Raw genomic sequence first — 17,986 nt, forward strand, 5'->3', positions numbered from 1 at the left:
GCATGATTAAAATTTATACAGTGTCAAGTTGCACCAGCTGTAAAAAAGCAAAGACTTGGCTCAACGCTCACCAGCTAACTTATAAAGAACAAAACCTCGGTAAGGAAGGGATCACCAAAGAAGAATTATTGGATATCCTTACAAAGACTGAAAATGGAGTGGCAAGTATTGTCTCTTCAAAAAATCGATACGCTAAAAATCTAGGAGTGGACATCGAAGACTTGAGTGTCAATGAAGTCATTGACATCATCATGGAAACACCTCGTATTCTTAAAAGTCCGATCTTGGTAGATGACAAACGTCTCCAAGTGGGCTACAAAGAAGACGATATTCGTGCCTTCTTGCCACGATCAGTTCGAAATGTAGAAAATACAGAAGCGCGGATGCGTGCAGCTCTTTAAAGCGATTGAAAATCAGAAACAATTTGTTTCTGATTTTTTTCTTTTTAAAAATCGGAATGAAAAGCAGTTTACTGCGCCATTTTACGAAATCTATGATACAATATTTTAGAAAACAATAACTAGTAAGGAATGGAAAATGAAAAGGAAAATCTTCTTATTGGGTGCACTTGCCTTGTGTTTGACTGGATGCGGTCAAAAAAAACAAGCGAAAACGCCAAATTCAAGTGAACAAAAGGCAATCCAAGCAAAAGCAGAGCAACTGCAAAAGGATAATAAGAGTATCCTGCAAAAAGCTGAAGAAAATAAAGTCATCACTAGAACCTTTGTCTTTCCAAAAGATGACAAGGGGACACAACAGACGCAAATCGTCACCTATGTGGGGAATACCTTTAAAAAGTTGGAGACCATCAATGTGACGGCAACCGATGAGGAGTTGAAAAAAGGGATCCAACAGGTTGGAGTCGAGGAAGCACAAAAGCAATTGAGAGAATCCTTTAACAAGGACGATGCATTTAAGGAAGCTTTGACAGTGCCAGGTTTCACAGCTGATTTGACCTTGGAAAATGAGAATGAATACAAGGTAACCATCACCTATGATTTTGAAGCAATGGATGTGAAGAAGGCTGAAGGCATGACCTACTTCAAAAACAATCACTTACCAGAGTTGTTGAAGCTGACACCGAGTCAATTTGCGGATAATCTTATCAATGCTGGAGCGAGTGAGCAAAAATAAAAAAACAGTTTAGCTAAAATAGCTCAAAAATGCTTGAAAAAGCCGTAAAATCAAGGGCTTGGCCGTTGTGGAAAACTCTTAATTATGGTATAATAGTAATATTCTAAGGAAAGAGGGTGTTCTTGTGGGATTTACAGATGAAACAGTACGTTTTAATCTTGATGATTCAAATCGTAAGGAAATTAGCGAGACCTTGAAAGATGTTTACTTGTCACTGGATGAAAAAGGCTACAATCCAATTAATCAAATCGTAGGATACGTACTCAGTGGTGATCCTGCCTATGTACCTCGTTATAATAATGCACGGAACCAAATTCGTAAATATGAACGAGATGAGATCGTGGAAGAATTGGTACGTTATTATTTGAAAGGGCAAGGAATAGACCTCTAATGAGAATTATGGGATTGGATGTTGGCTCAAAGACCGTCGGGGTTGCTGTGAGTGATCCTCTCGGTTTTACAGCTCAGGGTCTTGAAATCATCCAAATCGATGAAGACAAAAAAGAATTCGGTTTGGAGCGCTTGGCCGAATTAGTGGCTCAATACAAGGTAGACCGTTTTGTTGTGGGCTTGCCGAAAAACATGAACAACACCAGCGGACCGCGTGTGGAAGCTAGTCAGGCTTATGGCGCAATGATTGCTGAAAAGTTTGGGTTGCCAGTCGACTACCAAGATGAACGGTTGACGACAGTTGCTGCAGAGCGGATGTTGATTGAGCAAGCAGATATTAGCCGTAGCAAACGCAAAAAAGTTATTGATAAGTTAGCGGCGCAGCTTATTTTACAAAATTATTTAGATCGCAATTTTTAGAAAGAAAACGAGGAAGAATAGTATGGCACATGATCATAACCACGACCATGAAGAACGTGAATTAATCACATTGGTGGATGAACAAGGAAATGAAACCTTGTTTGAAATTCTTTTGACCATTGATGGCAAAGAAGAATTTGGGAAAAACTATGTCCTTTTGATCCCTGCAAATGCAGAAGAAGATGAAAACGGCGAAGTTGAAATCCAAGCTTATTCATTTACAGAAAACGAAGACGGAACAGAAGGCGACCTTCAACCAATCCCAGAAGACTCAGATGCAGAATGGGATATGATCGAAGAAGTCTTCAACAGCTTTATGGAGGAGTGATACAGTCTGGGAGACTGTATCACCTCAACTCCTAGAAACTAGAAAGAGTTGAAACATCCGGTGGATGTTTTTAGCCCTGCTTTAAGAAATAAGAAAAAGCAGTAAGTCCGATGGACTTGCTGTAAAAATGAGAAAGAAATAACTACAAAAGAAAGGAGCGCAAACGTCAGAAGAGGTTTTGTCGCTTTTTTCTTTTAGGAGGAAGATGTGAATAAGATTGAGCAATGGATGAATAGTCGGATCGGTCTGAATTTTCGATCGGGCCTGGATCGTATGGAGCAGGCAGTGAGCCTTTTAGGGAGGCCAGATAAGGCTTATCCGATTCTTCATGTGACAGGAACCAATGGGAAGGGATCCACAATCGCCTTTCTGCGTCAATTATTGATGGCTCACGGAAAGAAGGTTGGGACCTTTACTTCTCCTCATATGATCAGTATCCATGATCGGATTTGTATTGGGGATCAGCCGATTTCAGATGAAGCTTTTACTCGGATTGGCCAAGAAGTCCAACAAATGGAGCAGACCTTGCTTCAAACCCAGGACCAACTCTCTTATTTTGAGATTATCTGCCTCATGGCTCTCTTGTATTTTAAGGAACAAGCTGTGGATGTGGTCTTGCTGGAAGTTGGTATCGGAGGGCTTCTAGATACGACCAATGTAGTGACGGGAGAGATCGCAGTGATCACTTCGGTTGGCCTGGATCACCAGGAAACACTGGGAGGGACGATTGCGGAAATCGCCCAGCAAAAGGCAGGAATCTTTAAGAAGGGCAAGACAGCTGTTGTGGGTCCCTTGTCGGATGATGCTATAGCTGTTTGTCAAGAAAAAGCGGAGCAATTGGCTGTGGCTCTCCACGCCTTCCAGAAAGATTTTGGGTTAGAGCAGGACCGTTTTTGGAATGAACGTGTGGAACTTGTCTTGCCGTCTCTGGGTTTGAAGGGTGATTACCAACGGGAAAATGCTGCAGTAGCTCTAGAAGCCTTTTTCCTCTATATGGAAGGCCAAGATCAAGAAGTGGATATGGATCAGGTCAAGCTGGCCTTACAAGAGACGCGGTGGCCGGGACGTCTAGAGTTGTTTGGTGACCAGGTGTATCTGGATGGCGCTCATAATCCTCATGCTATGTTGCGCTTGATCGAGTTTGCCAATAGCTTAGCAGGAAAGCGCGTGAAGATTTTATTTGGAGCCCTCAAGCGAAAAGATTATAGCGGGATGCTCCAAACGCTTCAAGCGGGATTGCCGGAAGCTGAATTGATTTTGACGACCTTTCATTACGGTGAAGTGGTGGCACAAGGCGACCGACAAGACCTGCCCTATGTAGCGGACTACAAGGCCTATATCAAAGAATTTATGGATCAGAGTTCCCCAGATGAAGTCTTATTTGTCACAGGATCCTTGTATTTTATTGCGGAAGTAAGGGCATTTTTATTAGAGGGGTAAACAATTGACCTAAAGACTTTCTTGGCGTATACTGGTGGTAGATAGTATACGGTTATGGCGAAAGGAGCCGATCTTAATGAAAAAAATCATGTCTATACTGACCTTGGCAGTAGCCCTTTTCCTGACTGCTTGTAGCCAGCAAGAACAAACGCCAAAAGCCTCAAGTAGCGCTAGCTCACATTCATCTGAGACAGTGGCTTCGACCAGTGAAAAATCAGAGCAGGGGGTGTCCATAGATGGAAGCTATCGAGGACAGGACGAGGAAAATACGATCCTCTTAGTTGTGACGGGTCAAAAAGGCACGTTTACGGTGCAAGATGCTGATGGAGAAGAAGAGACCAAAGAGGTCAGCATTGATCCGGTCAATCAATCCATGCGTATCGGGGATGAGCCTTATCGCTATCGAATCGAAGGGGATCAGTTGTCGCTAGAAGATTTAGAGCAAGCAGAGGATGATCAAGGGATTATCGTTTTGACTAAGCAATAAGGGATGAAACAAGAGAGAGTGGGACAGAAATCGGTAATTCGTTAGAATTCGATTTCGTCGTCCTACCTCCGCAAAGTTGAGTAGGGCTGTAAAAGCTGACGAAATCAGCGTAGTAGAGCCCACTCAACCATTGCGTCTTGCTCGACAATCCAAAAATAATTGAGAGGCTAGGACTTTTGTCCCACTCTCTTTTTGTTTGTCTAGAAGGGGCTTGGTTGGTCGTTGCAACGGGTAAAAAGAATTGGTATACTAGTAGAAAGAAAAAAGGAGGATGCTGTGACCTTTAGAAAATTACGTCTATTAATGTCCAAATATGGATTTAGTATTTTGTTTATGGGCTTTGAACTATGGGCATCCTTTGCGGCCTTCTTCTGGCTCAATAGATGGTTCCCTCATTGGCTATCTGTTGCAGTCATTGGGCTCTTATATGTGTCGACAATCTTAGCTATTGTTAATCGAAATACCCCGCCTGAAAATAAGGTGACCTGGCTCTTGATTGCCGTCATTCCTGTCTTTGGATCGCTTTTATACCTCATGTTTGGAGAGCGACGTTTGTCCAAAAAGGAAATGATCCAGCTGAAAAATATGGAGTCCATGAAGTTTCGAGAGGACAATAGTCATCAGTTGCGTAAGGAGCTCAAGCAAGAAAGCAAGGCGGTTTATGGCTTGGTCAAGTCGATTTTATCCATGGATCACAATGCGGATCTCTACAATGGGACGGCATCAACCTTTTACCCTCTAGGGGAGGAGATGTATGAGCAACTACTAGAGGATCTGAGAGCGGCGAAAAAATTTATCTTCATCGAGTTTTACATCATTGATGAGGGCTTGATGTGGAACAGTATCCTAGAGATTTTAGAGCAGAAAGTGAAAGAGGGGGTCGAAGTCAAACTCCTTTATGACGATATCGGCTGTATGGCAACCTTGGCTGGGAACTATACCAAACGATTGCGAAAGATGGGAATTGATGCCCATAAATTTAACAAGGTGATCCCCCGTATAACAGTGGCTTATAACAACCGAGACCACCGTAAGATTCTGGTCATTGATGGGCAGATCGGCTATACGGGTGGTGTCAATTTGGCAGACGAGTACATCAACCATATTGAGCGGTTTGGTCACTGGAAGGATAGTGCCATCCGTTTGGATGGACGAGCTGTTAAGGCCTTGACGCGACTCTTCCTCATGAACTGGTACATCAACCGTGGAGAAATCGAGGATTTTGACCGCTACCATATTGAAAACAAGGCAGTCGAAGGTGAAGGGCTCTACATTCCCTATGGGAGTGGACCAAAGCCGATTTACAAGTCGCAGGTTGGAAAGACGGTTTATCAAAATATGATCAACCAAGCGACGGATTACGTCTATATCACGACTCCTTACTTGATCATCGATTATGATTTGACAGAGGATATCCGCAATGCAGCCCTTCGAGGGGTAGATGTTCGGATCGTGACCCCGCATATTCCAGATAAAAAATTGATCCAAATCGTCACTCGTGGGGCTTACTTGGATCTGATGGATGCAGGAGTAAAGATTTATGAGTATACACCTGGTTTTGTCCATAGCAAGCAAGTCCTGGCAGATGACGAAATGGCGGTTGTAGGGTCGATTAACTTTGACTACCGCAGTTTGGTCCATCACTATGAAAATGCCGTCTGGATGTATCGGACGCCTGCCTTGAAAAAGATTCGTGAGGACTTTGACCATATCTTTGAAGTGTCTCAAGAAATTACAGAGGATACCTTCCGCTTTACATGGCACCAAAGCTTAATCAAGGAAATTATGCAATTGTTCGCACCGATGTTGTAATAGGTGTGAGAATACAGAAGAAAGAGTCAGAAGCTGAGAGATCTGACTCTTTTTCCATAGGACTATGTGGCAAGAGGCTGACATGGTCGGCAGAATTTGGTATACTAGAGAAGATAATGGGCTTTTTTCTAAAAGGAAAGAGCAGAGGAATAGCGAAGAAAAGGAAAAAGAATGAGCGAAAAAGAGCAAGAAATGACTTCGAAAAAGCTAGGGCTTCACGTGGGAGATAGTTTTCAGGATACACGTGAAATTCGCGAAGTGCTAGATAAATCAGTCTTTCGTGAAGAAGAGCCGACTCATAGCCAGCAGGCAGAAGTCTTGGAGGAGCCGGTTGCAATGGAGGCATCAGAGGAAATGAGTGATGTGGAGCCAGCAGTGGAAACAGAGCTAGAACCAGTAACAGAGCCTAAGCAAGAACCAGAACAGGAAGCGGAGCAACCGCTCAGTCGGATGAGTCGTCGTTCCCGTAAGGCGGGAGTTGAAGCGGCAAAAGTGGAAGCATCTAAGGTAGAAGAGGATACGGAAGAGCTAGAAGCGGATGTGGCAGTTGAGCCGATCCGTCGTCAATCCAAGCGTCCAGTCCCCCTAGCGATTCCTTTTGTGTTGAGTCTCTTGATTAGTTTGCTGCATGTCGGGGTGCCATTTTTAACCCGTTTTGCAACCAATCAACAATCGCAAAACTTGTATGCTGGCTGGGCAATGACCAAGGGTCAAGTACCGTTTGGTGATTTTTACGGAACCAATGGTCTGCTCTATTATGCGATCAACTGGTTGGGAAGCTTGGCTGGTGGACATTGGATCTTGATGATTCTCCAAGCGATTGCTCTCTTCTTTGCGGGGACTTACCTCTATCGGGTTGTGCGCTTGCTGGTGTCTGATAAAGATACAGCGAAGAATGTCCAGTTACTCTTTTATTTCTTGGTGCTAGGCCTTGGTTTTGGAGGGACTTATGTGACTCTCTTTAGCCTTCCAATCCTATTTGCTAGCATGAATTTCATTTTGGCTTATTTGATTGGGCATCGTAAGGATGAAGGCTTTATCCTTTATGGTGCGATTGCAGCTGTGGCTTTCCTGATTGATCCGATGACCAGTGCCCTGTTTTATTTGTTGGCTTTCCTTGGATTAACAGCTTTTAATATCAAGCAGAAGAGATGGGCGCGTGGCTTTTATCAACTGCTGGCAGCTCTCCTTGGTTTTTCACTCGTCTTTTACCCAATTGGCTATATCACCGTTTTGAATCAGACTTTTGGCTATGCCATTAACCAAGTAACCTATGTCTTTAATGCCTTGAATTTTACTAATGGACAGACCTTCAGTAATGCCATTTATTATGGACTGTTAGCGCTTGCTTTTGGCTTAGTCTCTGCCTTTTTGATGTCCTTTACGAAGCAAAATAGCAGTGCTCGCCGGATCTTCCGCTTTATGGGATGGGCAGGTAGCCTGGTAGTCCTCATCGTGTCGATTGGTCTTCCGGAACAAGGCGCTTACCAATTGTTGCCAATGTTGCCATTTGTTCTTCCTTTGTTTGCGATCTGGTTCTCACGAGATGGGGAAGAAAACGATGGGATCGAACGTCGTGGTCGGAAGAAGAAAAACAAGGAAGTTTGGGCCGCTTACTTTACGAGCCAAGTTTTCTTACCGCTAGTAGCCCTCGTCTATCTCTTGGCGAATCCAGTGGTTCAAGATGTCGTGCTTCAGTCTGGTCAATCCAGTGAACGGAGCGCTATTGCCAGCTACATTAAACATCACACCAAGTCGAAAGATACCATTTATGCTTGGGATACGACAGCTACTCTCTATCAAGAAAGTGATCGTTTGGCAGCTTCTGCTCTACTAACTCCGACGTCTTATCTGGGAATTAATGAAAATCGGACAAATGTAACCCAACAAATCGATCGGTCTAAACCCAAGTATATTGTGGTCAATAATCAGGTAGAATTGACCTCCAAAATGAAGGACTTGCTCAAAGAAAATTATCGTCTCGTTGAGAAGAAATACCGTCATTTCAAACTCTATCAACGCTCTTAAGAAAATCAATATCTTGTGCTTTAGAAAGTTTTTTATAAAATTTTCCACAAGATATTGATTTTTATTTTTGGAGTGGTATAATACAACTTGTATGTAAATAAATGAAGAGAGGCATGTTTGGTATGATCACCTTGAGAGAAGAAAAACTGAGAATGGCCCCGGATATTTTTGTTGAAAAACGAGATGGCCGTCGTGTTCCATTCGATGTTGAAAAAATTTATAAAGCCTTGTTGAAGGCGACAGAAGAAGTGACTTCTCTCACTCCAGTGATGGAAGCCAAACTAGAAGCCATTGTCGATCGTGTAATCGCAGAGATTTTGGAACGTTTTCCAAATGGCGTGAAGATTTATGAGATCCAAAATGTTGTCGAACATGAATTGCTTCAAGCCAATGAATATGCGATTGCTGAGAGCTACATTACTTATCGGACTCAACGGGATTTTGAGCGCTCAAAAGCGACGGATATCAACTTTACGATTGGAAAACTCCTCAACAAGGACCAAGCGGTTGTCAATGAAAATGCCAATAAGGACAGCGATGTCTTTAATACGCAACGGGATTTGACGGCAGGGATCGTTGGTAAGTCTATTGGTCTTAAAATGTTGCCTAAACACGTAGCCAATGCCCACCAAAAAGGGGATATCCACTACCATGATTTGGACTATAGCCCTTATACACCGATGACCAACTGCTGTTTGATCGATTTTGAAGGCATGCTCAGAAATGGCTTTAAAATTGGGAATGCAGAAGTCGAAAGTCCTAAGTCCATCCAAACTGCAACGGCTCAAATCTCGCAGATTATTGCCAATGTAGCTTCTAGTCAGTACGGGGGTTGCTCGGCTGACCGGATCGATGAGGTCCTGGCCCCTTATGCAGAAAAGAACTACCAAAAACACTTGGCAGATGCCAAAGAGTGGGTGCTTCCTGAAAAGCAAGAGGACTATGCTTGGAGCAAGACTCAAAAAGATATCTATGATGCCATGCAATCGCTGGAATATGAGATCAATACCCTCTTTACTTCGAACGGGCAAACTCCCTTTACTTCGCTTGGCTTTGGTCTTGGAACCAATCGCTTCGAACGGGAAATCCAAAAGGCGATTTTGGAAATCAGAATCAAGGGACTTGGATCGGAACATCGGACAGCCATCTTTCCAAAACTGATCTTTACCCTCAAGCGGGGGCTCAACCTAGAACCTGGAACGCCCAACTATGATATCAAGCAATTGGCCTTGGAATGTGCGACGAAGCGCATGTACCCAGACGTTTTGTCTTATGACAAGATTGTCGAGTTGACAGGCTCCTTCAAGGTGCCGATGGGATGTCGCTCTTTCCTTCAAGGTTGGAAGGACGAGAATGGTGTGGAAGTTAATTCTGGCCGGATGAATCTTGGGGTCGTGACCGTCAATTTACCTCGGATTGCCTTGGAATCGGGCGGAGACAAGGAGAAGTTCTGGCAAATCTTTAATGAACGGATGAACATCGCTGAAGATGCCTTGGTTTACCGCGTGGAACGCACCAAAGAAGCGACACCAGCCAATGCGCCGATCCTCTACCAATATGGGGCTTTCGGGAAACGCTTGGGTAAATATGATCAGGTAGATCAGCTCTTCCGTCATCGCAGAGCGACCGTTTCTCTTGGCTATATCGGACTTTATGAAGTCGCAACCGTCTTTTATGGTCCAAATTGGGAACACAATCCAGAAGCCAAACAATTCACGATCGATATCATCAAGGATATGAAAGCGCGCGTGGAAGAATGGTCTGACCAGTATGATTACCACTTCTCCATCTATTCGACACCGTCAGAAAGCTTGACAGACCGCTTCTGTCGCCTGGATACGGAGAAATTTGGTCAGGTTCCAGATATCACAGATAAGGAATACTACACCAATAGTTTCCACTACGATGTTCGTAAGAACCCAACGCCATTTGAGAAGTTGGATTTTGAAAAAGTTTATCCTGAAGCTGGAGCTTCTGGTGGCTTTATCCACTATTGTGAATACCCTGTGCTCCAACAAAATCCAAAAGCCCTTGAGGCAGTTTGGGATTATGCTTATGACCGGGTTGGTTATCTCGGAACCAATACGCCGATTGACCGTTGTTACAAGTGTGATTTTGAAGGAGATTTCACGCCGACTGAGCGCGGATTTGCTTGTCCAAACTGTGGCAATAGCGATCCGAAAACGGTTGATGTGGTCAAACGGACCTGTGGTTATCTAGGAAACCCGCAAGCTCGTCCCATGGTCAATGGCCGTCATAAGGAAATCGCTGCACGTGTCAAACACATGAATGGATCCACGATCAAATCAGCTGGACACCAAGTGACAGATTAGAAAAGGACATTATGGGAAAATACCAATTAGATGATAAGGGCAAGGCTCAGGTTCAACGATTCCACGAAAAGCATTCAAAGGGTGGAATCAATAAAAAAGACCGAGTAGCCAGCCTGAGAGAACAATTTTTAAATAAGAACAAGAAAAAATAAAGGTGAGAATTCTCGCTTCATATTGAAGATGGAATTCTCTTTTGAGACTTCCTTGGGTGGGGTACGGACGTCAGCGAACTTCTACGAAGTTCCATGACTAATTATTGAGCCTAGGGTCTCAATAATTCCGGATGCCTGAAACTTGTTGGTTTCAGGCATTTTTCCCACGGCGGAAAGTCTCAGTAGATTCTTGAAAAAGTTTAATAAATAAGCGTCATCTTATTGATTCAGTATTTATTAACTCATTTTATTAAAAATGATTGTTTATGTTGTAAAGTGAGAGTCCGCTCTCGCTTTTCTCGTATGGGGGGGAGGTAAAGATGGAATTACGTAGACCAACTTTAGCAGATAAAGAAACCATTCTAAACATGATGGCAGAGTTCGAAGAGACCCAGTCGGCCCACGACGGCGGCTTTTGGGATGCTGAGAACTTTGATTATGAGGAGTGGCTAGAAACTAACCTTAATAAAGAAATGGGAATAAACTTGCCTGAAAATCGCGTTCCATCAATTCAGTTCGTATTGTTTGATGAATCAGGTCATGCTTTAGGTTTTTTGAATCTACGGCTGAGACTAAACGAGGGATTGCTGAATTATGCTGGTCATATCGGCTACTCCATCCGTCCTTCTGAAAGGGGAAAAGGTTATGCCAAGGAAGCTCTCCATCAAGGTCTGCAAGTGGCTAAAGAAAAGAACATCCATCGTGCTCTGGTAACTTGTAGCACGGAAAATCCGGCCAGTCGAGCGGTTATCTTAGCTAATGGCGGTCAATTTGAAGATGTTCGAAATGGAACGGAGCGTTATTGGATAGAAGTGGAGTAGAAGGATGACATGGAATACACCTAAACCAGGCGAATGGAAGAGTGAGGAACTGAGTCAAGGGCGCATCATTGACTATAAGGCTTTTAACTTTGTCGATGGCGAAGGAGTCCGCAACTCCCTTTATGTGGCTGGCTGCATGTTTCACTGTGAGGGCTGTTACAATGTAGCGACCTGGTCTTTCAAGGCGGGTATCCCCTACACCAAAGAGTTGGAAGAACAGATTATGGCAGATCTTGCCCAGCCTTATGTTCAAGGTTTGACCCTACTTGGGGGGGAACCCTTTCTTAATACCGGCATCCTTCTGCCCTTGGTCAAGCGCGTGAGAAAAGAGTTGCCCGACAAAGATATTTGGTCTTGGACCGGCTATACCTGGGAAGAAATGATGCTAGAGACACCAGACAAGCTAGAGCTTCTCTCACTGATTGATATTCTGGTCGATGGCCGCTATGATAAGAGTAAACGCAACCTCATGTTGCAGTTCCGTGGCTCTTCTAACCAGCGGATCATTGATGTTCAAAAATCCCTCAAAGAAGGAAAAGTCGTCATCTGGGATAAGCTCAATGACGGCAAAGAAAGTTTTGAGCAGGTCAAACGAGATGATCTTTTGTAGGATCTTCAAAAAACCGGGTTTTTTACCCGGTTTTTTTGGATTCTCTGCATAAGTATACAAGGGGTTTCGCCTGTTTCAGAAAACGCTTACTTTTCAAATGTCCATAATGGACAAAAAAGTGATAATTAATGCATTTTTTGCTAAAAATATGTTACAATAAACATGATTAGGACTAATTGGAGGTATTTATGTCACAAAGGAGACGGAGTCGTCGTTCAGAACATAAGTGGGGGCAATTGCGAATCATTAATTCCGTATTGCTTATTTTTTTGCTTATGACTGCAAGTTGGGCGACCTATACCATGTTGGCCAATAACATCTTGGCTTTTCGTTATGTCAATGTTCTCGTGATTGCACTACTAGCTCTTCTCTTGCTCTTATCAGCTTGGTTTGTGATCAAAAATCAGGCCAAAAAGACAACTTTGGTCCTGCTTCTTGTCGGCTTATTAGCTAGTTCAGGAGTTTTGTTTGCTAGTCAACAGCTGCTGAATCTGACCAGTAATGTCAACGGCCACTCTAACTATACAGAGTTTGAGATGGCTGTCTATGTCAAGAAAGACAGTGACATCAAAGATATCAAAGAAATCAAGGAAGTGGTAGCACCAAAGGGCAACAATAACGAAGCTAATCTTACTGCCCTCTTGGACAACATCAAAAAGACCAAGGGTCAGGAAATTTCTGTAGTGGATGCACCGACTTATCTAGATGCCTATAAGAGCCTGCAAGAAGGGAATGCTTCTGCTATGGTCCTCAACAGTACCTTTGAGGATACCATTGCCGCAGAAGATGCGGACTATGCCAAGAAGTTGAAGAAAATCTATTCCTACAAGATCCGAAAAGAAGTGGCAGCGACGAGCAAGGTGTCTGCCAATGCGGATGTCTTTAACATCTATGTCAGCGGGATCGATACCTATGGTCCGGTAACCTCGGTTTCTCGTTCAGATGTCAATATCATCATGACCGTCAATCGGAAGACCAAGCAAGTCCTATTGACAACGACTCCACGGGATGCCTATGTACCGATTGCAGATGGTGGTAACAACCAAAATGATAAGTTGACTCATGCGGGGATCTACGGAGTGGATGCTTCGATCCATACCCTTGAAAATCTCTATGATATCAAGCTCAACTATTATGTTCGTCTCAATTTCACGTCCTTCCTCAAGTTGATTGACCTTCTAGGGGGAATCGATGTGGAAAATGACCAAGAATTCACGAGCCTGCATGGCAAGTTCCATTTCCCAGTTGGAAAGGTTCATTTGAATTCAGAGCAAGCCCTCGGTTTTGTTCGCGAACGCTACTCACTCCAAGGTGGCGACAATGACCGTGGGAAAAACCAAGAAAAAGTCATTGCGGCCATTATCAAAAAGTTGACCTCAACTAAGGTCTTAAGCAACTACAATGAGATTATCGGAAACCTCCAAGATTCTGTCCAAACCAATATGCAGTTGCCAACTATGATGAACTTGATCAATACCCAGTTAGAATCGGGTGGTTCTTATGAGGTGACTTCTCAAGCGATTACTGGTCAAGGACGAAATGACTTGCCGTCTTATGCTATGCCTGGTTACAACCTCTATGTCATGGAGTTGGATCAAGCGAGCTTGACCAAGGCTAAGGAAACCATTCAAAAAGTAATGGAAGGAAAAGAAAAATGATTGATATCCACTCGCACATCGTCTTTGATGTGGATGATGGACCAAAGACAAGAGAAGATACGCGTGCCTTATTGGAAGAAAGCTATCGCCAAGGGGTGCGGACCATTATCTCCACTTCTCATCGCCGCAAGGGAATGTTTGAAACTCCCGAAGAAAAGATTTCTGAAAATTTTCAAGAAGTGAAAAAAATTGCGGCAGAGGTCGCGCCAGATTTAACGATTCATTACGGGGCAGAGATCTACTTTACCAATGATGTCTTGAAAAAACTGGAAGAAAAGATCATTCCACGTTTGGCAGATACGCGCTTTGCGCTGATTGAATTCAGTATGGGAACGCCTTACAAGGACATTCATACGGCCTTGGACCGTTTGCTCCATCTAGGTGTGACACCGGTGGTGGCCCATATTGAGCGCTACAAGTGCTTGGAGAAAAATGAGGAGCGCGTGCAAGAGATGATTGACATGGGCTGCTACATGCAGATCAATAGTTCCAGTGTTCTCAAGCCTCGCCTCTTTGGGGATGAACAAAAACAACTCAAAAAACGAGCTCGGTACTTCTTAGAAAAAGACTTGGTCCACTTTGTGGCAAGCGATATGCACAATGTGGATAAACGGCCGCCTTATATGGCAGAAGCCTATCGCTTGATCAAGGAAGAATACGGAGAACAACGAGCACAAGCTCTCTTTGTCAGCAATCAAGAACTCTTGTTAGCGGATGAATTAATCTAACCAGGAAACAGGTGGAGAGATCCACATGAAGGAGTAATTAGGAAATGAACAATCAAGAAAATCAAGCAGTGGAAATTGATGTTTTCGCTATGCTGAAGACCCTATGGAAACGCAAGTTTTCGATCGTTTTGGTCGCTCTTGTCTTTGCCATTGCAGCATTTGGCTACAGTGCCTTTTTAGCCAAGAAAGAATACCAAAGTACTAGCCGGATCTACGTGGTCAGTCGTCAAAACCAAGACAACAATGCCTTGACAAACTCTGATTTGCAGGCGGGTTCTTACTTGGTTAAGGACTACCGTGAGATCATTCTTTCTCAGAATGTCTTGAGCCAAGCCATCGAAGAATTGAAACTCGATATGACACCTGCTGAATTGTCGAAAAAGATCAGTGTGTCCGTTCCGACAGATACTCGTATCCTTTCGATCACGGCTAAGGATGGAGATCCAAAAGAAGCGGCTCGTATTGCCAATGGCCTTCGAAATGTAGCAGCTGAAAAGATCATTGCTGTGACCAAGGTGTCAGATGTTACGACCTTGGATGAAGCAGAAGTGCCTCAATCACCTTCTTCACCAAATATCCGACGCAATGTCCTTCTTGGCTTTATTGCTGGAGCAGGCCTCATGGTGGTGCTCATGGTCGTAGTAGAAGTCTTGGACGATCGTGTCAAGAGACCAGAAGATATCGAAGAGTTGATGGGCTTAACCTTACTTGGTATTGTGCCAGATATTAAGAAACTGTAGACTGGGGATCGCATGAATACGTTAGAAATTTCAAAAAATAAATTACAAGAAATTCGGAAGGCAGAAGAGTACTTTAATGCCCTAGCGACGAATATCCAATTGAGTGGGGTGGACTTAAAAGTCATCGCTATCTCATCTGTTCAAGAAAATGAAGGGAAATCAACCACTTCAACCAACTTGGCCGTTGCCTTTGCGCGTGCGGGTTACAAGACCCTCTTGGTCGACTGTGATATCCGGAACTCTGTCATGACAGGGATTTTCCGTAGTCGGGATAAGATCCAAGGCTTGACTGACTTCTTATCTGGTCGTAGCCAATTGGACCAAATCTTGTATGCGACTGATTTTCCAAACTTGGATATCATTGAGTCTGGACAGGTCGCGCCAAACCCAACAGGTCTCTTGCAAAGCAAGAACTTCACTGTGATGATGGATGCTCTGCGTGAGCATTTTGACTACATCATTGTCGATACGCCTCCAATCGGGGTCGTGATCGATGCGGCCATTATCGCCCAACGCTGTGATGGAACTGTCTTGATCACAGAATCTGGTGCCAATGGACGCAAGGCTGTCCAAAAGGCCAAGGACCAATTAGAACAAACAGGCACACCTTTCTTAGGAGTGGTGCTCAATAAATTTAACATTAAAGCTGCTGAGTATGGTTCATACGGTGGATATGGATCTTACGGAGAGTACGGGAAAAAGTAAAGAATAGGATCGAGGGAAAATGGGAGAAGAAAGAATTGAACTGGAAAAACTAAATATTGTTCTCTTTCAAAGTTTGGCTGTCCTATTTTCAGCTTACATTGTGAGTCTTTTTAAGGATGCAGAATACACATCGCAGACAATTGCCATTCTCTATCTCTTGCATTTTGTAGCCTTCTACATTAGCAATATTGCCTATCGTTTTTACAGCAGAGGCTATCTAGATGAGCTCTTTCAGGTCTTGAAATACAATGTATTTTTCGCTGTTGGGATCACCTTTACCTCTTTTATGCTCGACGGGGTCTTTTCCATTTCTCGTCGGGGGATGATCTACTTCTTTCTTTTCAATACGTTTTCCGTCTACATCATGGATCTCTTGCTCAAGAGATACCGGAAGTCTGTTTCGCCACGGCGGAAAAGTTCGCGAAAGATTTTCTTGATCACAGCGACCAGTCGGATGGAAAAGGTATTTGATATTCTGCATTCGCCTAGCCTTTATCATGGGGAATTGATCGGTGTCACTGTCATGGACGATACGGATTTCACCCATTCGGGTGTACGGGTGGTGCAGCCAGATCAAATGATGAACTTTGTGACCAAGGAAGTGGTAGATGAAGTGTTTATCAATCTGCCAAGTGAGGACTACAATATTAGTGACTTCGTCTCGGAGTTTGAGAGTATGGGGATCGATGTATCGGTCAATCTTAATGCCTTTAACTTCGCTTCCTTGGGCAATAAACGGGTTCGAGAAGTCGGGGGACTAAGTGTCGTCACTTTCTCAACCAATTTCTATAAACCAAGCCACGTCTTTGCTAAACGTCTCTTGGACATTGTAGGAGCTCTCTTTGGACTCTTGATTTGTGGACTAGTGAGTATCGTTTTGGTCCCTTTAATCCGCAAAGATGGCGGACCTGCCTTCTTTGTACAGAAGCGGGTCGGAAAGAACGGACGGTATTTCAACTTCTATAAATTCCGCTCCATGCGCGTGGATGCTGAAGAGATTAAAAAAGATCTGATGGCGCAAAACACCATGACAGGTGGGATGTTTAAAATGGAAAACGATCCAAGGGTAACACCAATCGGACGCTTTATCCGTAAGACCAGTCTTGATGAATTGCCACAATTTTACAATGTTCTGATCGGTGATATGAGTCTAGTCGGAACTCGTCCTCCAACGGTAGACGAATACCAAGACTACACGCCAGCCCAAAAACGCCGACTCAGTTTCAAGCCAGGGATTACCGGCCTTTGGCAAGTGAGCGGACGCAGTGAGATTACAGATTTTGACGAGGTAGTCAAGCTCGACGTTGCATATATGGATGGTTGGACGATCTGGAGAGATATTCAGATCCTGCTCAAGACCGTGAAGGTTGTACTTAGAAAAGAAGGAGCGAAGTAGGCTGTGAGTAAAGTTAGACAGATTCAATTAGGAGAACTATCCTTATTAGAAAAGTATATTGAGATTTGCACAAAACACAATCTTCGATACTATGCTTTAGGGGGCACTTTGTTGGGAGCCATTCGTCACAAGGGCTTTATCCCTTGGGATGACGATATGGATTTGGGCATGCCTAGGAAAGACTATGAAAAATTTCTGGAAATTTGCCAAAATGAATTACCAAGCAATGTCATCTTGAGAATCCATGATGATAATTTAGGCAATACATCTATCATGGATACCTCGCTTCAAATTGAATTTGGTGGGGTTGTGTGTAGTCCTTTTATCGATGTGTTTCCTTTAGATGGATACCCATCAGATGGGTTCCACTATTTCTTGCACACTAATAAAATTAAGTATTACCGTGCCCTTTCCAAAATATCTGTCATCAATCGATTGCACAATCGCGACCGAGGTTTCTTTGAAAATTCAATTGTGAAGGTTTCTAAGATCCTTCACCTAGACAAATTACTAAATACTGAAAAAATCAATCAAAAGTTACAAAATACGATTAAAAAATATGACTTTGAGACAAGTGATCTCGTGGGAAATGTCTTAGGATCCTATCGCGAGAGAGAATTGGCCTACAAAGAGGTATTTGGGGAGCCACAACTCCTTGATTTTGAAACTATTAAAATCAGTGGTCATGCTGATCCGGATGCTTATCTGACAAAGATCTATGGCGATTATATGAAGTTGCCAGAAGAATCAGAGCAAAAAGGTCACTTTGAATCCACTTGGGGAGAATAAGCTTGAAAAGTTTTA

The 17,986-nt window shown here is 43.5% G+C and carries 19 protein-coding genes; all 19 read left to right on the forward strand.

The annotated features are described in order from the left end of the window. Nucleotides 1-2: 2 nt before the first annotated feature. The 19 genes from spx (at nt 3) to O3626_RS05425 (ending at nt 17,971) form a co-directional block, all read left to right on the forward strand. On the forward strand, nt 3-401 hold the full coding sequence (gene spx / locus O3626_RS05335; protein ID WP_150906729.1) for a transcriptional regulator Spx: 399 nt from the start codon (nt 3-5) through the stop codon (nt 399-401). Nucleotides 402-537: 136 nt separating this feature from the next. After that, complete coding sequence (locus tag O3626_RS05340; protein WP_031576799.1) at nt 538-1,134, forward strand: SP0191 family lipoprotein; 597 nt, start codon at nt 538-540, stop codon at nt 1,132-1,134. 124 nt (nt 1,135-1,258) lie between these two features. Continuing rightward, nucleotides 1,259-1,525: an IreB family regulatory phosphoprotein gene (locus O3626_RS05345; protein ID WP_003002070.1), complete on the forward strand. Its 267-nt coding sequence runs from the start codon at nt 1,259-1,261 to the stop codon at nt 1,523-1,525. Beyond that, entirely contained in the window at nt 1,525-1,944 is a 420-nt protein-coding gene (gene ruvX, locus O3626_RS05350) for a Holliday junction resolvase RuvX (RefSeq protein ID WP_023919889.1), read from the forward strand. The genes O3626_RS05345 and ruvX overlap by 1 nt, the downstream gene beginning before the upstream one ends. 22 nt (nt 1,945-1,966) lie before the next feature. Beyond that, a complete protein-coding gene (locus O3626_RS05355; protein WP_003001941.1) occupies nt 1,967-2,272 on the forward strand; it encodes a DUF1292 domain-containing protein in 306 nt (101 codons plus the stop codon). Between the two features lie 207 nt (nt 2,273-2,479). Beyond that, entirely contained in the window at nt 2,480-3,712 is a 1,233-nt protein-coding gene (locus O3626_RS05360) for a folylpolyglutamate synthase/dihydrofolate synthase family protein (RefSeq protein ID WP_371495705.1), read from the forward strand. 76 nt (nt 3,713-3,788) lie between these two features. Next, nucleotides 3,789-4,199, forward strand: a complete 411-nt coding sequence (locus O3626_RS05365) for an SP_0198 family lipoprotein (protein WP_024055234.1) — start codon at nt 3,789-3,791, stop codon at nt 4,197-4,199. Nucleotides 4,200-4,475: 276 nt separating this feature from the next. Continuing rightward, nucleotides 4,476-6,011: a cardiolipin synthase gene (gene cls, locus O3626_RS05370; RefSeq protein WP_371495707.1), complete on the forward strand. Its 1,536-nt coding sequence runs from the start codon at nt 4,476-4,478 to the stop codon at nt 6,009-6,011. Between the two features lie 171 nt (nt 6,012-6,182). After that, on the forward strand, nt 6,183-8,039 hold the full coding sequence (locus O3626_RS05375) for an MFS transporter (protein ID WP_371495709.1): 1,857 nt from the start codon (nt 6,183-6,185) through the stop codon (nt 8,037-8,039). Between the two features lie 122 nt (nt 8,040-8,161). After that, nucleotides 8,162-10,372: an anaerobic ribonucleoside-triphosphate reductase gene (gene nrdD / locus O3626_RS05380; RefSeq protein ID WP_201087993.1), complete on the forward strand. Its 2,211-nt coding sequence runs from the start codon at nt 8,162-8,164 to the stop codon at nt 10,370-10,372. A gap of 11 nt (nt 10,373-10,383) precedes the next feature. Continuing rightward, entirely contained in the window at nt 10,384-10,524 is a 141-nt protein-coding gene (locus O3626_RS05385) for a hypothetical protein (protein WP_003002079.1), read from the forward strand. A gap of 320 nt (nt 10,525-10,844) precedes the next feature. Continuing rightward, on the forward strand, nt 10,845-11,345 hold the full coding sequence (locus O3626_RS05390) for a GNAT family N-acetyltransferase (RefSeq protein WP_023919877.1): 501 nt from the start codon (nt 10,845-10,847) through the stop codon (nt 11,343-11,345). 4 nt (nt 11,346-11,349) lie between these two features. After that, a complete protein-coding gene (gene nrdG / locus O3626_RS05395; RefSeq protein WP_023919875.1) occupies nt 11,350-11,955 on the forward strand; it encodes an anaerobic ribonucleoside-triphosphate reductase activating protein in 606 nt (201 codons plus the stop codon). 188 nt (nt 11,956-12,143) lie between these two features. Continuing rightward, entirely contained in the window at nt 12,144-13,613 is a 1,470-nt protein-coding gene (locus O3626_RS05400) for an LCP family protein (RefSeq protein WP_371495712.1), read from the forward strand. After that, nucleotides 13,610-14,341 (forward strand): capsular polysaccharide biosynthesis protein Cps4B, encoded by a 732-nt coding sequence (gene cps4B / locus O3626_RS05405; protein ID WP_371495714.1) that lies wholly within the window; start codon nt 13,610-13,612, stop codon nt 14,339-14,341. The genes O3626_RS05400 and cps4B overlap by 4 nt, the downstream gene beginning before the upstream one ends. Nucleotides 14,342-14,385: 44 nt before the next feature. Next, on the forward strand, nt 14,386-15,081 hold the full coding sequence (locus O3626_RS05410) for a Wzz/FepE/Etk N-terminal domain-containing protein (protein WP_003009081.1): 696 nt from the start codon (nt 14,386-14,388) through the stop codon (nt 15,079-15,081). Nucleotides 15,082-15,093: 12 nt separating this feature from the next. Then, nucleotides 15,094-15,786: a tyrosine-protein kinase gene (locus O3626_RS05415; protein ID WP_021154082.1), complete on the forward strand. Its 693-nt coding sequence runs from the start codon at nt 15,094-15,096 to the stop codon at nt 15,784-15,786. Nucleotides 15,787-15,805: 19 nt separating this feature from the next. Next, a complete protein-coding gene (locus tag O3626_RS05420; protein WP_371495717.1) occupies nt 15,806-17,182 on the forward strand; it encodes a sugar transferase in 1,377 nt (458 codons plus the stop codon). A 3-nt stretch (nt 17,183-17,185) separates the two neighbouring features. Then, nucleotides 17,186-17,971: a phosphorylcholine transferase LicD gene (locus tag O3626_RS05425; RefSeq protein ID WP_023919863.1), complete on the forward strand. Its 786-nt coding sequence runs from the start codon at nt 17,186-17,188 to the stop codon at nt 17,969-17,971. Nucleotides 17,972-17,986 lie beyond the last annotated feature (15 nt).

It is taken from the genome of Streptococcus sp. 20925_1_77, assembly GCF_041432125.1.
Lineage (GTDB): Bacteria > Bacillota > Bacilli > Lactobacillales > Streptococcaceae > Streptococcus.

What these genes read in the sequence shown, in the direction of transcription:
- O3626_RS05355 (WP_003001941.1), top strand. Translation starts at nt 1,967, where the DNA reads ATGGCACATGATCATAACCACGACCATGAAGAACGTGAATTAATCACA.
- O3626_RS05420 (WP_371495717.1), top strand. Translation starts at nt 15,806, where the DNA reads ATGGGAGAAGAAAGAATTGAACTGGAAAAACTAAATATTGTTCTCTTT.
- O3626_RS05415 (WP_021154082.1), top strand. Translation starts at nt 15,094, where the DNA reads ATGAATACGTTAGAAATTTCAAAAAATAAATTACAAGAAATTCGGAAG.
- O3626_RS05340 (WP_031576799.1), top strand. Translation starts at nt 538, where the DNA reads ATGAAAAGGAAAATCTTCTTATTGGGTGCACTTGCCTTGTGTTTGACT.
- nrdD (WP_201087993.1), top strand. Translation starts at nt 8,162, where the DNA reads ATGATCACCTTGAGAGAAGAAAAACTGAGAATGGCCCCGGATATTTTT.
- ruvX (WP_023919889.1), top strand. Translation starts at nt 1,525, where the DNA reads ATGAGAATTATGGGATTGGATGTTGGCTCAAAGACCGTCGGGGTTGCT.
- spx (WP_150906729.1), top strand. Translation starts at nt 3, where the DNA reads ATGATTAAAATTTATACAGTGTCAAGTTGCACCAGCTGTAAAAAAGCA.
- O3626_RS05365 (WP_024055234.1), top strand. Translation starts at nt 3,789, where the DNA reads ATGAAAAAAATCATGTCTATACTGACCTTGGCAGTAGCCCTTTTCCTG.
- nrdG (WP_023919875.1), top strand. Translation starts at nt 11,350, where the DNA reads ATGACATGGAATACACCTAAACCAGGCGAATGGAAGAGTGAGGAACTG.
- O3626_RS05410 (WP_003009081.1), top strand. Translation starts at nt 14,386, where the DNA reads ATGAACAATCAAGAAAATCAAGCAGTGGAAATTGATGTTTTCGCTATG.
- O3626_RS05390 (WP_023919877.1), top strand. Translation starts at nt 10,845, where the DNA reads ATGGAATTACGTAGACCAACTTTAGCAGATAAAGAAACCATTCTAAAC.
- O3626_RS05400 (WP_371495712.1), top strand. Translation starts at nt 12,144, where the DNA reads ATGTCACAAAGGAGACGGAGTCGTCGTTCAGAACATAAGTGGGGGCAA.
- O3626_RS05385 (WP_003002079.1), top strand. Translation starts at nt 10,384, where the DNA reads ATGGGAAAATACCAATTAGATGATAAGGGCAAGGCTCAGGTTCAACGA.
- cps4B (WP_371495714.1), top strand. Translation starts at nt 13,610, where the DNA reads ATGATTGATATCCACTCGCACATCGTCTTTGATGTGGATGATGGACCA.
- O3626_RS05375 (WP_371495709.1), top strand. Translation starts at nt 6,183, where the DNA reads ATGAGCGAAAAAGAGCAAGAAATGACTTCGAAAAAGCTAGGGCTTCAC.